Annotated in this window: 16 protein-coding genes; 8 read left to right on the top strand and 8 right to left on the bottom strand. The window is 65.4% G+C overall.

Translation table 11 applies throughout. The features are described from left to right. On the bottom strand, nt 1-2,903 hold a 2,903-nt coding region (locus tag ACLB1G_RS00845), incomplete at its 3' end, for an exo-rhamnogalacturonan lyase family protein (protein WP_491625281.1). Between the two features lie 347 nt (nt 2,904-3,250). On the opposite strand from ACLB1G_RS00845, the gene ACLB1G_RS00850 reads away from it, so the two are divergent. Further along, entirely contained in the window at nt 3,251-4,603 is a 1,353-nt protein-coding gene (locus tag ACLB1G_RS00850; RefSeq protein WP_491625282.1) for a TolB-like translocation protein, read from the top strand. Nucleotides 4,604-4,673: 70 nt separating this feature from the next. On the opposite strand, the gene ACLB1G_RS00855 is transcribed toward ACLB1G_RS00850, so the two are convergent. Next, nucleotides 4,674-5,330, bottom strand: coding sequence for a 3-keto-disaccharide hydrolase (locus ACLB1G_RS00855; RefSeq protein ID WP_491625283.1), 657 nt, complete (start codon nt 5,328-5,330; stop codon nt 4,674-4,676). Nucleotides 5,331-5,385: 55 nt separating this feature from the next. Between ACLB1G_RS00855 and ACLB1G_RS00860 the strand changes: the two genes are divergently transcribed. Beyond that, nucleotides 5,386-6,255 (top strand): alpha/beta hydrolase, encoded by an 870-nt coding sequence (locus ACLB1G_RS00860; RefSeq protein WP_491625284.1) that lies wholly within the window; start codon nt 5,386-5,388, stop codon nt 6,253-6,255. A gap of 68 nt (nt 6,256-6,323) precedes the next feature. Here the strand turns inward: ACLB1G_RS00860 and ACLB1G_RS00865 are convergent, their stop codons facing one another. The 6 genes from ACLB1G_RS00865 to ACLB1G_RS00890 all read right to left on the bottom strand — a co-directional run bounded on the left by ACLB1G_RS00865 (nt 6,324) and on the right by ACLB1G_RS00890 (nt 15,563). Further along, complete coding sequence (locus ACLB1G_RS00865; RefSeq protein ID WP_491625285.1) at nt 6,324-6,638, bottom strand: L-rhamnose mutarotase; 315 nt, start codon at nt 6,636-6,638, stop codon at nt 6,324-6,326. Further along, a complete protein-coding gene (locus ACLB1G_RS00870) occupies nt 6,635-7,837 on the bottom strand; it encodes a glycoside hydrolase family 88/105 protein (RefSeq protein ID WP_491625286.1) in 1,203 nt (400 codons plus the stop codon). The genes ACLB1G_RS00865 and ACLB1G_RS00870 overlap by 4 nt, the downstream gene beginning before the upstream one ends. Before the next feature lie 3 nt (nt 7,838-7,840). Continuing rightward, nucleotides 7,841-9,289 (bottom strand): glycoside hydrolase family 28 protein, encoded by a 1,449-nt coding sequence (locus ACLB1G_RS00875; RefSeq protein ID WP_491625287.1) that lies wholly within the window; start codon nt 9,287-9,289, stop codon nt 7,841-7,843. 8 nt (nt 9,290-9,297) lie between these two features. Then, complete coding sequence (locus tag ACLB1G_RS00880; RefSeq protein WP_491625288.1) at nt 9,298-12,084, bottom strand: glycosyl hydrolase; 2,787 nt, start codon at nt 12,082-12,084, stop codon at nt 9,298-9,300. A gap of 18 nt (nt 12,085-12,102) precedes the next feature. Then, on the bottom strand, nt 12,103-13,398 hold the full coding sequence (rhaI, locus tag ACLB1G_RS00885; RefSeq protein WP_491625289.1) for an L-rhamnose catabolism isomerase: 1,296 nt from the start codon (nt 13,396-13,398) through the stop codon (nt 12,103-12,105). Between the two features lie 65 nt (nt 13,399-13,463). Further along, complete coding sequence (locus ACLB1G_RS00890) at nt 13,464-15,563, bottom strand: bifunctional rhamnulose-1-phosphate aldolase/short-chain dehydrogenase (RefSeq protein ID WP_491625290.1); 2,100 nt, start codon at nt 15,561-15,563, stop codon at nt 13,464-13,466. Nucleotides 15,564-15,877: 314 nt separating this feature from the next. Between ACLB1G_RS00890 and ACLB1G_RS00895 the strand changes: the two genes are divergently transcribed. The 6 genes from ACLB1G_RS00895 to ACLB1G_RS00920 are packed head-to-tail and all read left to right on the top strand — an operon-like array spanning nt 15,878 to nt 22,735. After that, nucleotides 15,878-16,744 (top strand): DeoR/GlpR family DNA-binding transcription regulator, encoded by an 867-nt coding sequence (locus ACLB1G_RS00895; RefSeq protein ID WP_491625291.1) that lies wholly within the window; start codon nt 15,878-15,880, stop codon nt 16,742-16,744. After that, complete coding sequence (gene rhaS, locus ACLB1G_RS00900; RefSeq protein WP_491625292.1) at nt 16,741-17,751, top strand: rhamnose ABC transporter substrate-binding protein; 1,011 nt, start codon at nt 16,741-16,743, stop codon at nt 17,749-17,751. Before ACLB1G_RS00895 ends, rhaS begins: the two co-directional genes overlap by 4 nt. Nucleotides 17,752-17,764: 13 nt before the next feature. After that, the gene (locus ACLB1G_RS00905; protein ID WP_491625293.1) at nt 17,765-19,360 is read left to right on the top strand and encodes a sugar ABC transporter ATP-binding protein; all 1,596 of its coding nucleotides are present in this window, start codon (nt 17,765-17,767) and stop codon (nt 19,358-19,360) included. Then, entirely contained in the window at nt 19,357-20,355 is a 999-nt protein-coding gene (locus ACLB1G_RS00910; RefSeq protein WP_491625294.1) for an ABC transporter permease, read from the top strand. The genes ACLB1G_RS00905 and ACLB1G_RS00910 overlap by 4 nt, the downstream gene beginning before the upstream one ends. Then, nucleotides 20,352-21,368, top strand: coding sequence for an ABC transporter permease (locus ACLB1G_RS00915; RefSeq protein ID WP_491625295.1), 1,017 nt, complete (start codon nt 20,352-20,354; stop codon nt 21,366-21,368). Before ACLB1G_RS00910 ends, ACLB1G_RS00915 begins: the two co-directional genes overlap by 4 nt. Then, nucleotides 21,365-22,735 (top strand): FGGY-family carbohydrate kinase, encoded by a 1,371-nt coding sequence (locus tag ACLB1G_RS00920; RefSeq protein ID WP_491625296.1) that lies wholly within the window; start codon nt 21,365-21,367, stop codon nt 22,733-22,735. The genes ACLB1G_RS00915 and ACLB1G_RS00920 overlap by 4 nt, the downstream gene beginning before the upstream one ends. Nucleotides 22,736-22,789: the final 54 nt, after the last annotated feature.

Raw genomic sequence — 22,789 nt, forward strand, 5'->3', positions numbered from 1 at the left:
CTCCCTCGCGCCTCCCCCCCCACTTCCAGGCCGCTGGGGTAGGATTGCCAGAAGTCCTTGATGCTGAGCGCCAGGCCGCCGCTGACGTCGCCCACATAGGCCAGGCCGGAAGCGCGCTTGCCGGCGCCCGCGAACACCCAGCTGCTTTTGCCGTTGGTGCGCTTGTGGATGGTGAAGCCGTCCGGCGATGGCTGGGTCAAGCGGTAGTCGCTCCAGATCGCGTACTGCTCGACCGGATCGGGATCGTAGAATTTGCCGCCGTCTATGCGCTGGCCCGCCACTTGGGCGGCATTGCCGGCGCCGGGCTGTATCGGCTCGGCCCACAGGCCGCCCTCCTGGCCGGAGAAACGCACATGGCGGTTGTACGATTTTTCGCGCAGCGGCACGGCAAAGCGCAGGCCCACGCCACGGATGAAATCCTTGTCCTGGTTGCCGTCGTAGGTCAGGGTGTGCACCACGCGGATGGCTTCCTGGCCGGCGTAGAAGTATAGCCGTACGCTGAACGGCAGCCAGCTGCGGGCGCCCTTCTCGGCCTTGTGCACGCCGTCGATCTTGAGCACGGCACGCACCGGGCCGGACTGCTCCACCGTCACGGCGCGTACCTGGCTCAGGTAGGTGTCGCGGCGCGGCGCGGCGCCGCTGTCCCCATCCGGGCCGTCCTGCAGGATGGCCACCAGGCGGCCGTCGCGCGCCACTACACGCCCGCCGATGCTAATGCTGTCCACCAGGTTGCTGCCGCTGGTGCGCACGGTGGCCTGGATGGCGCCCGTGTCGACCTCGATCCGGCCGCCCTGCTGCTTGAGCATCAGGCCCGCTGCCGGAGCGGAGGCCGATTTTACTGGCCTCAAATACAACGACGCCGGAGACTGGGCTCCGGCGACTGTGGCAAAACCACTCCATTTCAGCGATCCATCCGGCCAATAGGCCAGTGTCCATGTTTGCAGAGGCAGGGTCTTGCCATCCGCGCCCGCCAGTTCGAACTGCTGGCCTTTCTGGTAGCGCCCCTGCGGCCAGGGCACGCCCCAGCTGACGCCAGACGCCAGCTGCGGCGCGGCCTTGCCCAGCCAGGACAGGGCGACGCTGCCGTCTGCGGTGCCGGTAGCCGTCGCGACAGCGCCTGCCGGCATCGGAGCGGCGCCAGGGGGAATAGCAGCGACAGCAGGCGCCGCAGCCGCGCCGGCGGCAGCCTGCGGCGGTACCGGTTTAAGCTCGGCGGCGGGTATTTTCTGGCCTTCCGGCGACAGGTAGCCGCCCAACGGATTACCCTTCAGGCCCTTGAAGGCCGCAATCACGCTTTGGGCATTGAACAGCGCGCCGGCTTCATTGGTATGGGTGCGCGCATCGGAGAAATAGGTGCCCACGGTTTGCGCGCCCAGCTTGCGGTAGCCGTCGCTGATCACCATGGTCAGGTCGGCGAACAGCGCGCCGCCATTCTGCGCCACTTCCTGGTCCCAGGCGGCGAAAGTGGCGAAGTCACGGTTCTGCTCCCAGGCGTCCTTGTGCGGCACGGGCGACAGCAGGATCACGGTGGCGCCCTTGGCGCGGGCGTCGGCCACGTATTTGGCCATGTACCAGCCGAAGGTGTGGACCTGCTCCTTGCTGCCGTCCGGTTTGGTGTCTTCCACGGTCTCCGGGCCGGTGCCCTTGCCGGAAGCACGGTTCTTCATGGCCGGATCGCCGATCCGGCCGCCATCGTTGTGGCCGAACTGGATGGCCACGACATCGCCCTGCTTGAGCTGCTCCAGCACCTTGGCCCAGCGGCCCTCGGTATAAAAGGTGCGGCTACTGCGCCCGCCAATGGCGTGGTTCACCACATTGATCTTTTTCGGGTCGAAGAACTGGGCGATGCGCTCGCCCCAGCCGATGGCGCCATTGGCGCCGCCGCTCTTGACGGTGGAATCGCCGACCAGGAACAGCGACGGCAGGCTGGCGTCGCGCGGCGCCTCTGCCTTGACCTTGGACGCATCGAGGATGGGACGGTCATCCTCGGCGGCGGGAATGGCGGCCGCCTTGGCGTTCAGCGCGGAAAGCACCACCGGCACCTTCAAGGCCTTCAGGCCGGCAATCACGAATTGGGCATTGAGCTCGGCGCCGGCCCAGTTGGTGTGGGTATGCTCGTCCGGCGTGGTGATGGGGAACAGCTGCATGACGGCGTCTCGGCCCAGTTCATCGTATTTTTTGGCGACGTTGTCATTCAGGTCGATGAAGCCCACATTCATCTGGCGCGCCACTTCTGCGGCCCAGCCGGCGTAATCGCCCTTGTTGCGCTTGATCTTGCCCGCATCGTCCCAGGACTTGCGCGGAATTGGCGAAGCGATGATGGGCGTGGCGCCCTTGGCGCGGATGTCGGCCACGTATTTGCGCAGGTACCAGCCATAAGAATGCACTACCTCGTGCTGCTTGGTCAGCAGGTTGTCGATTTCCTGGGTTTCCTCGCCCACGCCCTTGATGGTGCCGCGCGCGCGGCTGTCGTCGTTGATGGCGCTGCTGTCGTTGTGGCCGAACTGCATGATCACCACGTCGCCGGCCTTGATGAAGGCCTGGGTGCGCTCCCAGTGGCCGGCCGTCATATAGGTGCGGCTGCTCAAGCCGCCGATGGCGCGGTTGACCACGTTGATTTTGGCCGGATCGAAGTAGGCCGCGATCGGATTCCCCCAGCCCCACTGGCCCGCCGGCCCCTTGCCCTGGCCATCGTCGCGGCCGTTGCGCACGGTCGAATCGCCGATGAAGAACAAGGTGGGCAGCTTGGGGTTGGCCGGTTCCGGCATCACCAGCGGCATGCCGCCGGGGCGCGGGTCGGTGTTGACGGCGGCCGCGGGCGGCGTTTGCGCCGACGCCGTGGACACGAAGGACAGGGCAAGATAGGTGACGGCGGTGCCCAACGCCTTGAGATATCGGTTCATCCGATAATTCTATGCCATGATTTTATTTTGTATTTCGCCGCAGGCGAAAAGAATCATGTAAATGAGCGTTACATTCCGCCCTTGTCCGTCACCCGGTGTCACGCCGCCCGGTGTCCGCCGCCCGGTGTCCGCCGCCCGGTGTCCGCCGCCCGGTGTCAGGTCTGCCATTGGTACATCAGGTCGCTTTGTTCTACCAAGCTCATGTACCAATGGCAGACCTGACACCCGCGGGTGTGACACCCGCGGGTGGACACCAAAGAGCAGGGGCGACAAAAGAATCACGTAGATGAGCATTTGATTTGCTTGTCTGGCATGACAATCAATCTTTTTTCACCTGGACGCCAAGTATGAACGCGAAACTTCCTCTCTACGCCGCGCTGTGCGCCGCGCTGCTGGCTGGCGGCGCCGCCCACGCTGAAATCGGCAAGCGCTTCCCGTCCGAGCGCAAGGTCGTGAAAGACCCCGTCACCGGCACCATGCTGACCTTCCTGACCAGCAAACCGCACGGCGACTCCAAGATCTACCCCACCCACCCGCAATGGACCTCGGACGGCAAATGGGTGGTGTTCCGCTCCAAGCTGGCCGGCGGCGAAGCGCTGGCCGTCAACGAGAAAACGGGCGAGATCGTGCAGGTCAGCGAAGGCGGCTATACCGGCATGCTGAACCTGGCGCGCAAGTCCATGAAGCTGTACTTCATGCGTAACGACCCGGCCGAAGGCGCCAAGCGCCTGCAGATCGTGGAGGTGGACCTGGAACGCCTGTTCGCCGACAGCGCCGCCCACAAGCTCAAGCCCGCCGACGCCTACCAGCGCATCGCCGGCACCACGCCGGTGGAGATGGAGGCAGGCGGCGACATGGCGCTGGACGCGGACGAGGAATGGGTCTATTTCCGCGTCGGGAAAAACGAGGCGGCCCGGCACCTGGCGCCGGGCACCAAGATCGAGGAACCCTTCGGCCCGCGCAAGATGGGCGCCGGCCCGAACGGCATCGCCCGCATGAACCTGCGCACTGGTGAGTTCAGGCACGTGGTGTCGGTACCGTTCCAGATCGGCCATATCCAGGCCAACCTGTTCAACCCGGGCGAGATCGTGTTCTGCTGGGAGACCGGCGGCAAGTCGCCGCAGCGTACCTGGACCGTGCAGGCCGACGGCAGCGGCCTGCGTCCGCTGTACCCGGAGGCGTCGTATGAATGGGTAACGCACGAAGCCGTGATCAGCAAGGACGAAGTGGCCATGGCCATCATGGGCCACCGCCCTATCCCTGGCGGCGCGGGCGGCGTGGGCGCGCCGGCCACCGGCGTGGAAGGCGCCAATCCGGGCCAGGACGAAGGCTGGGGCAATGCCGGCACGCGCGAGAAGCCGAGCGGCCTGGCCATCGTCAACCTGCGCACGCGCGAAATGACCATCGCCGGCCAGACGCCATCGGGCAGCGGCCTGTGGCACGTGCACGGTTCCTCGGACGGCCGCTGGGCCGTGGGCGACGATTTCAGCCGCTCGGTCTACCTGATCGACCGCAAGACGCGCGAAATGAAGATGCTGACCACCGGCCACAAGACCACGGCGGCCGACCATCCGCATCCAACCTTCAATGCGGACGGCACCAAGATCGAGATACAGTCCGCCATGCTGTCCGAGGATGGCCGCACCATGAACATCTGCATCGTTCCGGTGCCGGCGGACTGGCTCAAGCGCAAGCCCTGATCCCGGGCCGTGCCGCAGTCGGCGCAGCATGGATTCCCGCGTGCGCGGGAATGACGGTGCCTGGGCCAGCTTAATCCAGCGGTGTCAGGGTGACGTTGCGCAGTTCGTACGGCGCGCCCTCCAGCTGGAAGCCGACCCGCCCCGAGGCCGGCTGCGACCGGGTGACGCGGTTCTGCAGCACGCCGTTGACCGTCACCTCGATGGCGCCGTCGCGGGCCACGATGTCGGCCACGTTCCACTCTCCGGCCGGCTTTTCGCTGTCCGGCGCCGTGTGGGCCTTGATGCGCGGCGCCGTGCCGGGGGCGCTGGTGAGCGGCTCGGCAAAGCTGGCGCTGGACATGGGCAGCAGGTCGCCCACGCTGCCGATCTTGGTCTGCACCTGCTGGCTGATGGGCCACACGCGGTCGTACTCCCCGGGGCTGATGTGCAACAGCACGCCGCCGTTACCGGGCTTGCCGCTCCAGCGCCACTCCACGTGCAGCTGGTAGTTGCGGTAAGTGGCGGTGGTGCCAAGGAAGCCGGAGGGCGCGCCGGTGGAGGCGATCACGCCGCCAGGCAGCACCTTGAACACGTCGTCGACCCTGGCGGCGGGCTGGGTTTCCAGGGTCCAGCCGCTGAAGTCGCGGCCATTGAACAAATTGAGCGCCTTGGTGTCCGTCGTCGGCGTGGACGCGCAAGCGCCCAAGGTGGCGCACACCGCCAGCACAGCTAAACTTTTCTTCAACATCTGCTATCCTTTGACCATGAAAAAAATCGTCCTATCCCTAGCTATGGCATTCGTGATGCATAGCGCTTGCGCGGCGCCGGCGGAAATCCCACTGTGGCCTGAAGGCGTGCCCGGTGCGCGCGACATCGGTCCTGAAAAAAGCGGCGGCGGCTACTGGGCCAATGTCAGCCAGCCCTCCATCACCGTGATCGGCCCGGCCGTCGACCGCCCCAACGGCACCGCCGTCATCATCTGCCCCGGCGGCGGCTATGTGCGCGAATCGGCGGAACGCGAGGGCATCCAGTATGCCACCTGGCTGAGCACTTTGGGTATCACCAGTTTCGTGCTCAAGTACCGCATGCAGGAGTACGGCCACCCTGCCCCGCTGCAGGACGTGCTGCGCGCGGTGCGCCTGGTGCGCTCGCGCGCGGCCGACTTCAAGATCGACCCGGCCCGCATCGGCGTGATGGGCAGCTCGGCCGGCGGCCACCTGGCGGCCAGCGCCGGCACCCTGTTCGACAACCCGGCCGGCAAGACCGGCGCGCCGCTGGACGCCACCTCGGCCCGGCCCGACTTCCTGATGCTGATGTACCCGGTGATCAGCATGTATGAGCCAGCCGTGCATGCCGGCTCACGCAAGGCCCTGCTGGGCGCCACGCCCACACCGGACGCGATGGAGCTGATGTCGGTGGAGAAGCAGGTCACCGCCGCCACCCCGCCCACGCTGTTGATACACACCCAGGAAGACCAGACGGTCCCGGTCGAAAACAGCATCCTGTTCTACCAGGCACTGACCCGCGCCAAGGTGCCGGCCGAGATGTACCTGTTCCAGCGCGGCGGCCATGGCATGGGCATGCGCGCCGGGCTGGGCACCTCGTCCGACTGGCCACGCCGCGCCGAGGAATGGCTGCGCGCACGCGGCCTGCTGGACGCCGCGAAAAAATAAGTCTTCACGCATACAAAACCGGCGGCCCCTGCAAAGCGGCCGCCGTTCTTGTTTTCGCCGTTTTACCTTTATGCGAAGTGGAACACCTGCTGCAGCGGCCACTCGGTCGGCCGGTTGCCCGGCTCCACTTCCATCAGCGGCGCCATGTAATCCCACCAGCGCTTCATGACCGGCTGGTTGGGCAGGTCTTCGATCTTGTGGTCGGGCCACAGCTTGAGCACCGCGAACAGGTGCAGGGTTTCCTCGTCCAGGAAAATCGAATAATCGTAGATGCCGGCCTTGCTCAAGGCCTGGCCCAGGTCCGGCCACAGTTCATCGTGGCGGCGCTTGTACTCCTCCACCTGGCCGGGTTTGAGTTTCATGCGGAAGGCACGGATGGTCATTTTGCTGCTCCAGTCATTTTTTTCAGTTCCGACGCGGCCAGCAGGAAGCCGCCCACGCCATAGTTAAAGCTGGACGTCGGGCGGTAGAAGGCCGGCTCGGCGCCGGTCTGCTGGATGCCGCCCAGGCGGCCGTCGGCGTAGATATTTTTCAGCAGCCCAGCCCAGGCGCGCTCGATCACCGGACGGTAGGTCTTGGCGTCCAGGTAGCCGTGGTTGACGCCATAGGCCATGCCGAACACGAACAGCGCCGCGCCCGAGGTTTCCGGCAGCGGATAGGTGGCCGGGTCCAGCAGGCCGGCGTGCCACTGGCCGTCCGGCCCCTGCAACTGGGCGATGCGGGCCGACATTTCCTGCAGCTGCTGCACATAGAAGGGACGCTGCGGATCGTCCAGCGGGATGTAGTCCAGGGTGCGCGCCAGGCCGCCCATCACCCAGCCTTCGCCACGCGACCAGAACACCTTCTTGCCATTCGGCTCGCGCTTGGTCTTGTAGCTTGCGTCGCGCGCGTACAGGTGCTCTTCCTTGTCGTACAGCAGATCGTAGGTGTTGCGCCACTGGGTGTGTACATAGTCCAGATAGCGGCGTTCGCCGGTCACCTTGTACATCTTGGCCCATACCGGCGGCGCCATGAACAGCGCGTCGCACCACCACCAGGGCAGGCGCTCGTCGTTGGGCTTGAGCGTCTTCAGGTTGATCAGGGTTTCCAGCTCGGCCCTGGTGCTGGCCAGGTACTCGGGCTTGGGATCGCGCATGTACAGTTCGATATAGGTCTGGGCTACGGCAATATCGTCGGCGTTCGGATACGGCGTGCGCAGCTTCCATTCGAACTTGTCGGCCATGGCTTTCATGGCGTCGCGGTACTTGGGATCGCCGGTGGCTTCGCTGGCGGCCATGAAGCCGCTGAACAGCACGGCCGACGTCCAGATCTTGTCCAGGTGGCGCTGGGTGCGTTCCAGCTGCCAGTCGGCGACCTTGCGCAGCGCCTTGTCGATCGCGGCCGGGGTCAGCGCGGGCGACAAGTCGGTGGCCAGCGGGCCGCCGTCAGCCGGGGCGTCGCCGAAGAACCGGCTGGTGTCCTTGTCGACGATGGCCTGCATTTCCGGCGTCGGCAAAGGATAGTTTTGCTGCTGCGCGCTCAGCGCGCCGCTGGCCAGGCCGAAGGCGGCCGCCAGCGCGAGGTGGTGTTTCGACAGTCTCATGGTTTAGCTCTTGTCCTGTTCTTCAAAGCTCTTCTTGGAGGGATCTTCCTTCTCGATGCGCGGGCCGGCCTTGGCTGACGCCGCCGGCAGGCCCTGCACGCCCTGGTTCTGTTCCAGCGCGATCGGGCTGCCCAGTTTCAGCTGCAGCTTGCCGGAGAAGGTCCAGTCCCTGGCATCGTAGATATGGCCGCCCTGTTTGGCCTCGATGTCGAGGTCGCGCAGCACGAAGCGTTCCAGCGGCACATCCTGGTAGCCGTCCACCTCGAAGGCCGTGGTGGCGCCGGTGGCCTTGATGTTCCAGATCTTCACGTCGTGGAAACGCGCCCTGCCCTTGTCCTTGGGCACCGGGGTGGACAGCACGGTCCAGTGGTGCGGATAGTCCTTGATCTCTTTCGGAATCTCGGCGTAGCTGTAGCTGGGGTTCCAGTTCATGGTGATGCGCACCACCACCGGCGTATCGATCATCGTGAAGTCGTGCAGGCGCAGGTTCTCGCCAAAGCCGCCGCGCGTGTGCGCCGACTTGAACAGGATGCCGACCGGCACGCCCTTCAGGGTGGTGATATTGTAGGCCTCGATATTGCGGAAGCCGCCCGAGGTCTCGCTGCCGAAGGTGACGCCGGCCGCGGCGGAGCGGATGATGGAATCGCGTATCACCACGTCCTCGGTGCTGCGCGCCACGCGCTGGCCGTCCGAGTCGCGGCCCGCCTTCAGGCACAGCGCATCGTCGTTGACGTCGATGTCGGCATGCTGCACCAGCACCCGTTTGGACGAGTCGATGTCGATGCCGTCGGTGGAGGGCCCCAGGCCGCCTTCGTTGTTGCGTATCACGACGCCGTCCACGGTCACGTCGGTGGAATAGCAGATGTGCAGGGTCCAGAAGCCGGAACGGCGCAGCTGCAGGCCGCCGCCCACCTTCACCTCTTTCGAGTTGAACACCTGGATCAGGCGCGGACGCTGGGCGTCGTAGTCCGATGCCCAGCGCAGGCCGCGCGGCTCGTAGGTCTTGCGCAGGGTCCAATAGCTGTCCCAGAACACCTTGCCGTCGCCGTCGATGACGCCGTCGCCGATGATGGCGGCCTTGCTCTGCTCATACACGTTGACCAGGGCGGCGGGCCAGCTCATTTCGATGCCGGCGATGCGGGTCGGCAGCACCGGATAGTCCTGCAGGCGCTGCGAGCCAAGGATGGTCACACCCTTGTCCACCTTGAGCGTGACCCCGCTTTTCACGAAGATGGACCCGCTCAGGTAGGTGCCGGGCTTGAACACCACCGTACCGCCTTCCCTGGCGGCGGCGTCGATGGCTTTCTGGATGGCGACCGTGTCCAGGGTGACGCCGTCACCCTTGGCGCCATAGTCGGCGGCATTGTAGTCCCTGGCCTGTACGCCTGCCGTCAGCAGGAGCGCGAAGCCCAGCCAGCAGGCGCGCAGCCAGGATGCAGTCACTCGTTTCATCGCATTCCTCACTGCGCAGATTCAGACAGCAGGCGCACCGGTCCCAGCATGCCCGAGGGGCGCGGGGTGATCAAATGGGTATCCTGCGGCTCGAAGCGCTTGCCATAGCGGGCCGACAGCAAACGGTAGTCCACCCGATCCTGACCCGCCAGCAGATTGATGGACAGGTTGGCCACCTGTACCTCGATCTTGTTGGCGCCGGGCTTGAGCAGCGAGCTCACATCCAGCTGGTAAGGCGGATGCCAGACCGCGCCCGCGCGCTGGCCATTGACGTAGACCACGGCCGCCTCGCGGATGGGCGCATCGAGCATGGCGCGCATCCCTGCCGGCACCTTGGGCGTGCTGGCCAGGGGCGTGCCGGGGCCAAAGTCCAGCTTGACGCGGCCTTGCAGCTGCGCCGCATCCAGCGTCACCGCCTTGGTGTAGACGCCGATACCGGAGTAGTAGCGCGTGGCGATGTCGTCGGCCCAGGAGCTCAGCTTGTCCAGGGTGCGCGGCTGGGCCAGCGCGCCTTCCGCGCCGGGGAAGCTCAGCTGCCAACCGCTGCCCAGGTCGGCCAGGGTGGTGGTTTTAAGCTCTGCCGGAGCGGGTACGCCCGGGGCCTGCGCCTTGTCCGACAGGACCAGCACGCGCGACTCGTACGGCGCCAGCACCAGGTCCAGCGCGGGGCTGACCTTGGCCGGGGTGACCGAGCCGTCATGCGGATTCCACCACGAAGCATGGGCGCGCTTGGCGGCCACCGTGGCGCTGGTGCGCACCTCATGGTTGCTGGTGTTGGCGATGAAGTAGATATCGCCATCGGCCAGCTTGCGGCGGATGAAGCCGATTTCGGACGCCTGCGACTTGGCGCGGAAGTCCGGCGCAATGGCCTTGCCGACCGCCGCGCCCAGCGCCGCCTCGTCCGTCACGAACTGCGCGCCGGACAGGGCGAACAGCTGGTCGCTCAGCTTGCGCACGCGCTCGGTGGTGGCTGCGGCATCCTTGTAACCGGGCGCCAGCGAAGGCTTGCTGCCCACGGCAATCACCTTGCCGCCGCCGTTCACGTACTTGATCAGGCGTTCCAGCGTATCGGGCGAGATGCGTTTGGTATTGGGCAGCACCACCAGCGGATAGCGCTTGCCGCTGTCGCGCAGGGCTTCGGCGTCCACGTAGTCCAGGTTGTGGCCGGCGTCCAGCACTTGCTCCACCACTTTCGGCGTGACGTGCTTGTGCATCTCGGCCGACAGCGACACCTTGCCCGGCTGGGTCTCGGCGTACACGTCGTCGTTGGGCAGCAGCAGGGCCACATCGTTGACGGGTGAACCCTGGCGCAGCAGGTAGCTGGTGCGCGTCAGGTAGGAAGTCACGTCCGGCATCACGTTCCACCACGGCTGGTGGTTGTTGAACACGGCGGCGGCGTAGAAGGAATAGCCCGGCTCCTGGGCGCCCGGCGGCGTGTAGGGCCAGCCATGGCCGATGAACAGGTTCACGCCCTGCAGCAGCATGCGGTCCGCCTCCACCTTCATGTCCAGCGGCGTGGCGCTGAACGCCGGCGAATTCAACCAGGTCCAGGTCTCGGCCGAGATGACGTTGCGGTCGTACAGGTGGCCGGCCGAGGTGGCCAGGCGGGTGAACGAGAATTCGCGGAACTGCGGGCCCTCGCCTTCCGGCAGGTCGACCAGGCGGTTGCTGGACAGTGACACGGCCGGCTCGCCATAGGTCTGCGAGCGGAAGCGCGTGTTGTGCTTCCTGGCCCAGTTGTCGACCGGGGTCAGGTAGTTTTCGTTGACCAGTTCGGTCTGGGTCAGCGCCCAGTCGCGCCGCAGCGCGCCGGCGTCCGGGCCCTGGCCGCTGTAGACGATGGGCAGCAGCGGCTTCAAATCGTAGCCGCGCCGGCGCTGGAACTCGGCCAGGAAATCGTCGGTCCAGTCGGTGTTGTAGACTTCCAGGCTGTCCGAGAACACGGCGTAGGGCGGCTGGTCGCCAAAGGCTTTCAGCAGCGGCTCGGCCACCACGTCCAGGTGATGGTCGATTGCCTTGCGGCTCAGGTGGTCGAGCACGAAGCCTTCCGCGCCCAGCGCGGCGCGCTTGACCTGCTGCGCGGTGCGGCTGGCGATGTAGAACACGGCCACGCGCGCGCCACCGGCAGCGGCTATCTTCGCGCGGCCATTGGCCAGCAAGGGTTCGGTGATCTGTAATTTGGTGGCGTCGTACTGCTTGGCGTCGCCGGCGCCGACAAAGGTGGCCACCAGCTTCTCGCCGCTGCCGATGGAGGGCAGCGCCACGGAATCGGCGCCTGCCGGCAGGGCCACGGGCACCACGCGCATGCGCGATGCGGCCTCGGTGACGGGCACATTCGGGCCGCCATAGGGCCAGCCGCTGGCCAGCGTCATGTCGACGCGCAGATTGTTCTGGTGGGCCTTTTGATTGACGAAGCTGACCGCGTCCAGGAAGTCGGGCGACAGGTAAGGGACGTTGCGGATGCCGCGCGCGGGGTCATCCAGTTCCATGGGGTAGACCGGCTGGATCTCGAACCCGCCGAAACCGCCCTGCTTCATGGCCAGGATTTCGCGCTCGAGCTGGGGCTGGACCACGGCCGGGCCGAACCACCACCAGCGCACCATGGGACGCGCGTTGTCAGGCGGAGCGGCCAGGTGGCGCTGCACATCCTGCACGGTTGAAAAACGATAAGTGCCACCAGGACCCGTTGCCGGGTCCTGGCTTTGCTGGGCAAGGGCACCATCCCCCGCCGCCATGGTGGCGGCGCAAATGAGCAGGCGGCAAGCCGCCTGCACGCGCGTATCGCGCTTGCTCATAGGGACTCGCACGCCGGCTTAGACGATGCCGCTGCTGCTGGCGCCAGCTTTCGGAGGACGTGCCACGCCGGCTTTTTCGCGGTAGCCGGAGGCGCGGTAAGCCGCCACCGGATCGATCGCGCCGCCGGAACGCTGGCGGGCCATGGCCAGGATGGGGCTGACGTCGGTGCGGAAGGCTTTCTTCAGGGTCTGGGCGGCGTTCAGCACGTCGTTCGATTCCTGGAAGCCGCGCAGGGCGTTACGATCCACCAGTGCGGCCTGGACGAAGGCGCGCTGCACTTCCGAGGCGCTGCTAATCAGGCTTTCGATAGGATCGGTCACATTGTGCGACTGGTCCAGCATGTTGGCGGTCTTGAACGAGGCGCCTTCACGTTCGGCCGCATCGGCCAGCTCGTTGAACACCAGGAACAGCTGGAACGGGTTGATGGAACCGGAATCCAGGTCGTCGTCGCCGTATTTGCTGTCGTTGAAGTGGAAGCCGCCCAGCTTGCCGAACTGCGCCAGACGGGCCACGATCATCTCGATGTTGGTGTTCGGTGCGTGGTGGCCCAGGTCGACCAGGCATTTCGCTTTCGGACCGAGTTCCTGGGCGCAGGCAAAGCTGGTGCCCCAGTCGGCGATCACGGTGGCGTAGAACGCCGGTTCGAACAGCTTGTGCTCGATGTAGACTTGCCAGTCGGCCGGCAGCGCGGCGTAGATGGCGCGCATGCTGTCCAGGTAGCGCTCCAGCGAGCCGCGCAGGTTGTTCTGGCCGGGGAAGTTGGCGCCGTCGCCCACCCACACGGTCAGGCCTTTCGAGCCCAGCGCGTTGCCCAGTTCGATGCATTCGATGTTGTGCGCCACCGCCTGGGCGCGCGAGCCGGCGCTTTGCGCGGACAGGCTGCCGTACTTGTAGGTGTGCTCCTGGCCCACTTGATCCTGGAAGGTGTTGGAGTTCACCAGGTCGAAGTACAGGCCATAGCCATGGGCTTTTTCGCGCAGTTCGGAAGGATCGCTGATCTTATCCCAGGGGAAGTGCAGCGACACGCCCGGCGTGGCCTGGCTCAGCTGGTGGATGACGGCGCAGTCTTCCAGTTTTTCAAACACGTTGCGCGGCTCGCCCTTGCCGGGGAAGCGTGCGAAACGGGTGCCGCCGGTGCCCGCACCCCAGCTGGGCAGCGCGACGGTGAATTCTTGTGCTTTTGCGGTCAGGACTTCGATGTCCACGCCGCGGCGTTGCAGTACGCCTGCCAGTGCATCGTAATCGGCGTTCAGGTCGGCCTGCAGCTTGGCGTTGTGCTCAGCCACCAGGCCTTGATCGATGATGGTGCTCATATCTCGTCTCCTTCGTGTTTTTTGCCGGAGGCCAGGCTCCCGCCCGGCCTCCGGATAACCTGGTCTTAGCGCGTGAAGGCGGCGGCGTTGCCGGCGTCCACGTTGATGATGTTGCCGGTGCTCTTGGCCGCTTTATCGGAAGCCAGGAAGTACACGGCTTCGGCGATATCTTCCGGCAGCACGCTCAGTTTCAGCATGCTGCGGTTGCGGTAGAACTCTTCGATGTTGTCGCTGTCGATCTTGTTCGACTGGGCGCGCTCTTCCTTCCACTTGCCGTCCCAGATGCGCGAACCGCGGATCACGGCGTCCGGATTGACCACGTTGACGCGGATGCCGTGGGCGGCGCCTTCCAGCGCGATGCAGCGGGCCAGGTGGATTTCAGCAGCCTTGGCGGTGCAGTAGGCCGAGGCGCCGGCCGATGCCACCAGGCCGTTCTTGGAAGCGACGAACACCATGGAACCGCCCAGCTTCTGCTGCTTCATGATGCGGAATGCTTCGCGGCTGACCAGGAAGTAGCCCTTGACCAGGATGTCCTGGTTGCGGTTCCACACTTCCAGGGTGGTGTCTTCCAGCGGCGCCGAGGAGGCGATGCCGGCGTTCGAGATCAAGAGGTCGACGCCGCCGAAGTTCAGGGCCGAGGCTTTCAGGATGTTTGCCACGGCGTCCTCGCCGGTGATGTTGCCCACCACGGTGGCGACGTTGTCCTTGCCGGCCACTTTCACCAGGTTCTTGCGGGCTTCTTCCAGGGCTTCGCCGTCGATGTCGGTCAGCAGCACGCAAGCGCCTTCGGTCAGCAGCTGCTTGGCAACGGCCTGGCCGATGCCGCCGGCGCCGCCAGTCACCAGGGCGATGCGGCCAGCCAGCGATTTCGGCTTGGGCATGCGCTGCAGTTTCGCTTCTTCCAGCAGCCAGTATTCGATGTCGAAGGCTTCCTGTTCCGGCAGGCCCACGTATTTGTCGACGCCGTTGGCGCCGCGCATCACGTTGATGGCGTTGACGTAGAACTCGCCGGCGATACGCGCGGTGGCCTTGTCCTTGGCGAAGGACAGCATGCCGACGCCGGGGATCAGGTAGATGATGGGGTTGGCGTCGCGCACGGCCGGGCTGTTGGCGCGCTTGCAGCGGTCATAGTAAGCCTTGTAGTCGGCGCGGTAGGCTTCCAGGGCATCGTCCAGGCCGGCCACCAGCTTGTCGAAGTCCGGGTTGAGCGGATCGAAGTCCACCACGAACGGACGGATCTTGGTGCGCAGGAAGTGGTCGGGGCAGGAAGTGCCCAGGGCGGCCAGCGGTTTCAGGTCGCGGCTGCCGACGAATTCCAGCACGGCGTCCTGGTCGTCGAAGTGGCCCAGCTTGTACTCGCCCTGGCTGATCTTGCCGCGCAGGATAGGCATCAGGCGGGCCGCGAAGGCGGCGCGCTCTTCAGCCGGCAGCGGCTGCACGGCGGCGCCGCCGAACGACGGTTGCGCCACGTTGGCGTCCAGCCAGTCGCCGGCGCGCTTGATGATGGCCAGCGTGGTTTCATAGCAGGACTTGGCGGTGTCGCCCCAGGTGAACAGGCCATGGCCTTCCAGCACGATGCCTTTCAGCTGCGGGTTGTTTTTCGACACTTCTTCCAGCTTCAGGCCCAGGTCGTAGCCCGGACGCTGCCAAGGCAGCCAGCCCAGTTCGCCTTCGAAGATCTTGGCGGTCAGTTCCTTGCTGTTGGCGCAGGCGGCAATCGCGATCACCGAGTCCGGGTGCATGTGGTCGACGTGCTTGCGGTTGATGTAGGCGTGCAGCGGGGTGTCGATACTGGCGGCGCGCGGATTCAGGTTGAAGGTGCAGTGCGGCAGGTAGCCGACCATCTCGTCTTCGTGCTCCAGGCCGCGGTAGCGGTTCTTCAGGGCCTGCAGCTTGTCCATGTACAAGGTCGAGAAGCCGTCCAGCTTGATGCTGCCCAGGTCACCGCCGGAGCCCTTCACCCACAGGACTTCGACTTGCTCGCCGCTGAGCGGATCAGCCATCATGACCTTGGCCGAAGTATTGCCGCCGCCGAAGTTGGTGATGCGCAGATCCGATCCGAGCAGGTTGGAGCGGTACAACAGCAGTTCGGGTTCGCTCATCTTGGCGGCTACGCTGTCGTCCCATAAGGAGCTGATCGGTTCTTTCTGCTTGGGTTCTTTCATTGCTGATCTCCGTTGTGAAATATGTTCTTTTTGCCTGAGGTGGCAACCGCAGTCAGTAGAAATCAGCCGGCCGGGGGGTGTCAATCCGAGAACGATCAAGATGATGACTAACAGCGGAATAATCATAATCATGATCGGATTTTGATCGATATTCCAGCGGTTCGTGGAAACAATCAGCGAATTGATCGATCAGTGATTGACGTCAGAATACGAAATAGATAGTCTTTACACTAAGAAAAGTAGCACCCTGGATCGATCTGCCTTCCGCAGCGCAGCAACGACAGGAGTGTTTCGACAACAAGAGGAGACGAAGAATGGTCAATCACAAGCGCCGTAAACGTTTGCTGAAGCTGCTCGCCGAGCACGAAAGCGCCACTGTGCCGCAACTGGTCGAATGGCTGAGCGCCTCGCCCGCCACCGTGCGCCGCGACATCAGCTGGCTGGCTGCGCGCAATCTGCTCACCCGCACGCGCGGCGGTGCAGCAAATCTGCAGCAAAAGAAGCGTGGTTTCCCGCTCACCAGCGAAACATTCCAGAACAATATCCAGTGCTACGCCGAACGCAAGCGCGCCATTGCCCGCTACGCGGCCGGCATGTGTAGCGAAGGCGAGACAATCATCATCAATGGCGGCACCACCACCTTCATGATGGCCGAGTTCCTCGCCGATCAGCACCTGAAGATACTCACCAACTCCTTCCTGATGGCTGAGCGTTTGCTCATTTCCAGCGAAAACGAAATCATCCTGCCCGGCGGCAAGGTCTACCGCGAGCAGAACGTCATCCTCAGCCCCTTCGACAACGACATCACCCAGCACCACTACGCCGCCAAGATGTTCATGAGCGTGTACGGCCTGTCGCTGCTGGGCCTGATGGAAGCCGATCCGCTGCTGATACAGGCCGAGAAGCGCCTGATCAGCCAGGCCGAAGAACTGATCGTGCTGGCCGACAGCTCGAAGTTCGCCAAGAAGGCCGGCCTGATCCTGTGCGGCCTGAACCGCGTGTCCTGCGTGATCACCGATACCTACGCCTCCGACTCCGCCGTGCAGCTGCTGGAGCAGTCCGGCGTGCGCGTGGTGACGGTGGCGCCGGAAGCCATGCCGCCCCAGGTAGCCTCCAATAACTATAACCCCACCTTCGACTTCCAGTCGGCCGCCTTGTACCAATCGGAGATTTCGCATTGAAACTGAATAAAATCATATGGGCCGCCCTGGCCGCAGGCATCATCGCCACCGTCACTGGCTGCAACAGCCAGAAGGCCGATGAAAAAGTCCGCATCGCCATGGTCGTGAAAAGCCTGGGCAACGGCTTCTTCGACGCCGCCCACAATGGCGCCAAGGAGGCGGCCGCCGAACTGAAGAACGTGGAAATCATCTACACCGGCCCCACCACCCCCAGCGCCGAAGGCCAGATCGAAATCGTCAATTCGCTCATCAGCCAGAAGGTCAACGCCATCGTGATCTCGGCCAACGACCCGAACGCGCTGGTGCCCATCGCCAAGAAAGCCATGCAGCGCGGGATTAAAGTCATTTCCTTCGACAGCGGCCTGGCCCCCGAAGGCCGGTTGATGCAGCTGAACCCGTCCAGCCCCGAGCTGATCGGCGAGAAGCAGATCCAGATGGCGGCCGAAGCGGCCGGCGGCGCCGGCGAGATCGCCATCCTGTCCGCCTCCGCGCAAGCGACCAACCAGAACATCTGGATAGGCGTGATGAAGAAAGTACTGGAAAAGCCCGAGTATGCCAAGCTGAAACTGGTGGCCACCGTGTACGGCGACGACCAGTCCGACAAGAGCTACCGCGAAGCCCTGGGCCTGCTGCGCAGCTACCCCAACCTGAAAGCCATTATTTCGCCCAGCACGGTGGGCATCGTGGCGGCCAGCAAGGCCGTGGTCGATGAAAAGCTGGTGGGCAAGGTGTACGTCACCGGCCTGGGCCTGCCGTCCGAAATGGCCGGCCACGTGAAGTCCGGCGCGGTGCGCGAATTCGCGATCTGGAACCCGATCGACCTGGGCTATGCCGCCACCTACGCCGCCTACGATTTCGTCAAGGGCGACCCGGGCGCCAAGGCCGGCGGCAGCGTACACGCCGGCCGCATGGGCACCATCGCCCTGGACGCCAACGGCGAAGGAGCCATGGCGCCGCCGTTCGTCTACGACAAAGGCAACGTCGACAAGTTCTCCAAGATCTTCTAAGCGGATAAGGTCCATGCAAATGAATGTAATGGCAGGCACGGCCCAGCCCACGCCGGCGGCCGCCAGCGCGCCCCTCGCCCGCACGCCGCTCAACCGCGATGCGGCGCCGGTGCTCAAACTGTCCGGCGTGACCAAGCGCTTTGCCGGCATCACGGCGCTGAGCAAGGTATCGCTCAGCATCCGCCCCGGCGAAGTGATGGCCCTGATCGGCGAGAATGGCGCCGGCAAGTCCACCATGGTAAAAACCCTGACTGGCATCTACACCCCGGACGAGGGCACACTGGAGCTGGATGGCAAGCCGATGCGCTTCAAGAACGCCCAGGACGCCACCCGCGCCGGCATCACCGCCGTGCACCAGGAAACCGTGATGTTCGACGAGCTGACCGTGGCCGAGAACATCTACGTGGGCCGCCAGCCCTGCGCGGCCGGCGGGCGCATCGACTGGGCCCGCATCGAGTCGGAAGCGGAAAAGCTGTTCGAGCGCCTGGAAGTGGCGATCCCCGTGCGCGCCAGGGTCAAGGACTTGAGCGTGGCGCAGCGCCACTTCGTGGAAATCGCCCGCGCCCTGTCGCAGGATGCGCGGGTGGTGATCATGGACGAGCCCACCGCCTCGCTGTCGCAGCGCGAGATCCAGGAGCTGTACCGCATCATCGCCCAGCTGCGCGCGGCCGGCACCGCCGTCATCTTCATTTCGCACAAGTTCGACGAAATCTATGCCGTGGCCGACAGCTACACCGTGCTGCGCGACGGCCAGTTCGTGGCCGACGGCTCGCTGGACGCCATCACCGAACCGGAACTGGTGGCCCTGATGGTGGGCCGCGCCGTGCACCAGGCCTATCCCAAGGCCGACGTCACACCGGGCCCGGTGCTGCTGGAGATCAGCAAGTTCTGCCACCCGACCGAATTCCAGGATGTCAGCTTCCAGCTGCGCCGCGGCGAAATCCTGGGCTTCTACGGCCTGGTGGGCGCCGGCCGCTCGGAAGTGATGCAAGCCCTGTTTGGGCTGTCCACCTCGGTGCGCGGCCAGATCACCATGGACGGCAAGCAGGTGAAAATCACCTGCCCGGCCGACGCCATCAAGCACGGCATCGCCTACGTGCCGGAAGACCGCCAGCACCAGGGCGCGCACCTGTCGCTGCCGATTTTGCACAACATCACCCTGCCCATCCTGAACCGGGTCGGCTTCTTCCTGCGCGGCCGCCGCAAGCAGGAAAACACGGTGGCGCGCCACTACGCCGAACAGCTGGAACTGAAGGCGCACAACCTGTGCCAGCTGGTGTCCGAACTGTCTGGCGGCAACCAGCAGAAGGTCGTGCTGGGCAAGTGGCTGGCCACCAATCCCAAGGTCATCATCCTCGATGAACCGACCAAGGGCATCGACATCGGCTCCAAGGCCGCCGTGCACCGCTTCGTGGCGGAGCTGGTGGCGCAGGGCCTGTCCGTGATACTGGTGTCGTCCGAGCTGCCGGAAGTGCTGGGCCTGGCCGACCGTGTGATCGTCATGCACCAGGGTCACATCATCAATGAATACAGCCGCGCGCAAGCCACGCCCGAAATCGTGGTGGCGGCGGCATCGGGCATCCACCTGCCCGTCGAGGAATCCCAATGAAACTGTTGAAATTACGCGAAGTCCAGCTGGCGCTGCTGACGGTCGCGCTGATCCTGCTGGTGGGCTGGCGCGCACCGGTGTTCCTGAGCGGCGCCAGCCTGGCCAACCTGCTGACCGACTCCACACTCCTGATCATGCTGGCCCTGACCCAGATGCTGGTGATCGTCACCCGTGGCGTGGACCTGTCGGTGGCCTCCAACCTGGCCCTGTGCGGCATGCTGTCGGCGCTGCTGGCGTCCAAGCACCCGGACCTGCCGCTGGCCGTGGTGCTGCTGGTGGCGGCCGGCGCCGGCCTGCTGCTGGGCCTGGTCAACGGCTATCTGATCGGCTACCTGCAGCTACCGCCCATCGTGGTCACCCTGGGCACCATGAGCGTGTACCGCGGCATGGTGTTCGTGCTGTCCGGCGGCGCCTGGGTCTCCTCGCACCAGATGCCGGCCGACTTCATCGCCTTCCCGCTGTCCACCCTGCTGGGCGTCACCCATTTGGTGTGGATCGCCGTGATTGCCGTGCTGGTGGCATGGTATGTGGCGCGCCACAGCCGCTTCGGGCGCGACCTCTACGCGGTCGGCAATGAGCCGGCTTCGGCGCGCTATGTGGGCATCCCCATCGCCAACCGCCTGTTCTGGACCTACGGCCTGTCCGGCTTGATGGCCGGCCTGTGCGGCTACCTGTGGGTGGCGCGCTACGCCGTCGCCTACACCGAGATCGCCTACGGCTTCGAGTTCACCGTGATTGCCGCCTGCGTGATCGGCGGCATCAGCATCGCCGGCGGCACCGGCAGCGTGGCCGGGGCCGTGCTGGGCGGGCTGTTCCTGTCGGTGATCGGCAACGCCCTGCCGGTGGTGAAAGTGTCGCCATTCTGGCAAAGCGCGCTGACCGGCATCGTCATCCTGACCGCCGTGCTGATCAATTCGCGTGGCGGCAAGAGCAAGGGGCGGCAAATCCTGCCGCTGCATCTGATCAAACCACAGGCTAACGGGAGCGCAGCTTGAATTCCACCATCCTCACCTCCGTGCCCAACAACTCGCGCTATGTGATCGCGGACAAGCCGCCGTTCAAGCTGGGCGCCGCCCTGGGCCGCTGGGAAAGCCTGCTGGCGCTGCTGCTGCTGATCGCCTTCGTGGTCAACGGCGCCCTGCTGCCCAACTTCCTCGATCCGTACAACCTGGCCGACGGCACTTTCAACTTCAGCGAAAAGGCCCTGATCGCGCTGCCGATGGCGTTCCTGATCATCATCCGCGAGATCGACATTTCCGTGTCCGGCATCCTGGCGCTGTCCTCGGTGGCCATGGGCATGGCCAAGGCCGCCGGCGCCCCGCCGGAAGCCCTGCTGCCCATCGCCCTGCTGGCCGGCACCGCCTGCGGCTGGCTGAACGGCTTCCTGGTGACGCGCTTCGCCCTGCCCTCCATCGTGGTCACCATCGGCACCGTGTCGCTGTTCCGCGGACTGGCCAGCGTGGTGCTGGGCGACAAGGCCTTTACCGGGTATCCGCAGATCATGGCGGACTGGGGCCAGGGTTACTTCTTCGATTTCATCCCGCGTGAATTCGTGCTGCTGCTGGTGTTTGCCGCCGTGTTTGCCGTGGTGCTGCACACCACCACCTGGGGCCGCCGCATCTACGCCATCGGCAACAACCCGATCGCAGCGCGTTTCTCCGGCATCCCGGTCGAGCGCTACCGCCTGGCCCTGTTCATGCTGACCGGCCTGATGGCCGGCCTGGCGGCCTGGCTGCTGACCGGCCGCATCGGCTCCACCCGCCCCAATATCGCGGTGGGCTGGGAACTGGAAGTGATCACCATGGTGATCCTGGGCGGCGTCAGCATTGCCGGCGGCGCCGGCACCATAGGCGGCGTGATGCTGGCCGTGCTGACCCTGGGTACCGTGACCTACGGCCTGTCGCTGGCGAATATCCCCGGCATCTACATGACCATCGTGGTCGGCATCCTGCTGCTGGTGACCATCGCCCTGCCCCGCCTGCTGCGCGGCAAGAAGGTTGCCAAATGATGGCGGTGCAGGACGCCACCATCGTCCTCGACATCGGCAAGACCAACGTCAAGCTGGTCCTGCTTGACGAGGCAGGGGCCACCCTGGCCGAGCGCCGCATCCCCAATGCGGTGGTCAAGGACGGGCCCTATCCGCACCACGATACGGAGCGGATCTGGAACTGGATGCTGGACACCATGGGCGAGTTCGCCGGCCTGGCGCATGTCTCGGCCATCGTACCGGTGACGCACGGCGCCACCGCCGCCCTGGTGGACGAGGACGGCCTGGTGCTGCCGGTGCTCGATTACGAGTTCGAGCCGCCTGCAGCCCAGCTGGCCGATTACGGCAGCCTGCGTCCCGCCTATGACACGACCTGCTCGCCGCAGCTGCCGGCGGGCCTCAACCTGGGACGCCAGCTGGTGTGGCAGGCGCAAGCCTTCCCGGCCGAATTCCAGCGCGCGCGCCACATCCTGATGTATCCACAGTACTGGGCCTGGCGCCTGGGCGGCATGGCCGCCAGCGAAGTGACCTCGCTGGGCTGCCATACCGACCTGTGGCAGCCGGCGCGCCAGCAGTATTCCTCGCTGATCGAACGCATGGGCTGGAGCGGCCTGTTCCCTGCCCTGCAGCCGGCCTGGGCTTCGCTGGGCGCCATCAAGACTGAGCTGGCCGGGCGCACCGGCTTGCCGGCGGACTGCAAGATCATTTGCGGCATCCACGACAGCAACGCCTCGCTGCTGCGCCATTTGCACGGTGCGGGCAAGGATGAGCCGCTGACCGTGCTGTCGACCGGCACCTGGGTGATCGCGGCCGCCATCGGCATGCCGCTGGACGGCCTGCGCGAGGAAGCCGACATGCTGGCCAACAGCAATGCGCTGGGCCAGCCGGTGGCCTGCATGCGCTTCATGGGCGGTCGCGAGTTCGGCGAGTTGGCCGGGTCCGAGCCGCAGCCATGCAGCGTGGAAGACCTGCAGCGCCTGGTCGCGCAGGGAACCATGGCCCTGCCGTGCTATTCGGCGGCGGGCGGCCCGTTTGCCGGGCGTCCCGGCAGCATCGTGGGACCGGCGCCGCAGACGCCGCAGGAACGCTACGCCCTGGCCACGCTGTATTGCGTGCTGATGAGCGACTACTGCCTGGCGGCGCTGGGCGCGGCCGGTCCGGTGGTGGTGGAAGGCAGCTATACGAACAACCCCTGGTTCGGCCCGCTGCTGGCGGCGCTACGTCCGCAGCAGCAGATCGCCTCCTCGGACGACACCAGCGGCACCACCTGCGGCGGCTGGATGCTGCACCACTGGGGCCAGGTCCCGGCCGGGGCCAACACGGTAGCCGAGCCGCTGGCCCTGCCCGGGTGGCTGGACTACCGCAAGCGCTGGCTGGCGCAGCTGTAAAAGACAACGGAGGCCTCAGCCTCCGTTTTTTTGCCTGTCCCCCTTCGGTGTCCA

The organism is Duganella kummerowiae, assembly GCF_053572355.1.

What these genes read in the sequence shown, in the direction of transcription:
- ACLB1G_RS00910 (WP_491625294.1), top strand. Translation starts at nt 19,357, where the DNA reads ATGAAACTGTTGAAATTACGCGAAGTCCAGCTGGCGCTGCTGACGGTC.
- ACLB1G_RS00905 (WP_491625293.1), top strand. Translation starts at nt 17,765, where the DNA reads ATGCAAATGAATGTAATGGCAGGCACGGCCCAGCCCACGCCGGCGGCC.
- ACLB1G_RS00880 (WP_491625288.1), bottom strand. Translation starts at nt 12,084, where the DNA reads ATGAGCAAGCGCGATACGCGCGTGCAGGCGGCTTGCCGCCTGCTCATT.
- ACLB1G_RS00890 (WP_491625290.1), bottom strand. Translation starts at nt 15,563, where the DNA reads ATGAAAGAACCCAAGCAGAAAGAACCGATCAGCTCCTTATGGGACGAC.
- ACLB1G_RS00920 (WP_491625296.1), top strand. Translation starts at nt 21,365, where the DNA reads ATGATGGCGGTGCAGGACGCCACCATCGTCCTCGACATCGGCAAGACC.
- rhaI (WP_491625289.1), bottom strand. Translation starts at nt 13,398, where the DNA reads ATGAGCACCATCATCGATCAAGGCCTGGTGGCTGAGCACAACGCCAAG.
- ACLB1G_RS00895 (WP_491625291.1), top strand. Translation starts at nt 15,878, where the DNA reads ATGGTCAATCACAAGCGCCGTAAACGTTTGCTGAAGCTGCTCGCCGAG.
- ACLB1G_RS00865 (WP_491625285.1), bottom strand. Translation starts at nt 6,638, where the DNA reads ATGACCATCCGTGCCTTCCGCATGAAACTCAAACCCGGCCAGGTGGAG.
- ACLB1G_RS00850 (WP_491625282.1), top strand. Translation starts at nt 3,251, where the DNA reads ATGAACGCGAAACTTCCTCTCTACGCCGCGCTGTGCGCCGCGCTGCTG.
- ACLB1G_RS00870 (WP_491625286.1), bottom strand. Translation starts at nt 7,837, where the DNA reads ATGAGACTGTCGAAACACCACCTCGCGCTGGCGGCCGCCTTCGGCCTG.
- ACLB1G_RS00860 (WP_491625284.1), top strand. Translation starts at nt 5,386, where the DNA reads ATGCATAGCGCTTGCGCGGCGCCGGCGGAAATCCCACTGTGGCCTGAA.
- ACLB1G_RS00855 (WP_491625283.1), bottom strand. Translation starts at nt 5,330, where the DNA reads ATGTTGAAGAAAAGTTTAGCTGTGCTGGCGGTGTGCGCCACCTTGGGC.
- ACLB1G_RS00875 (WP_491625287.1), bottom strand. Translation starts at nt 9,289, where the DNA reads ATGAAACGAGTGACTGCATCCTGGCTGCGCGCCTGCTGGCTGGGCTTC.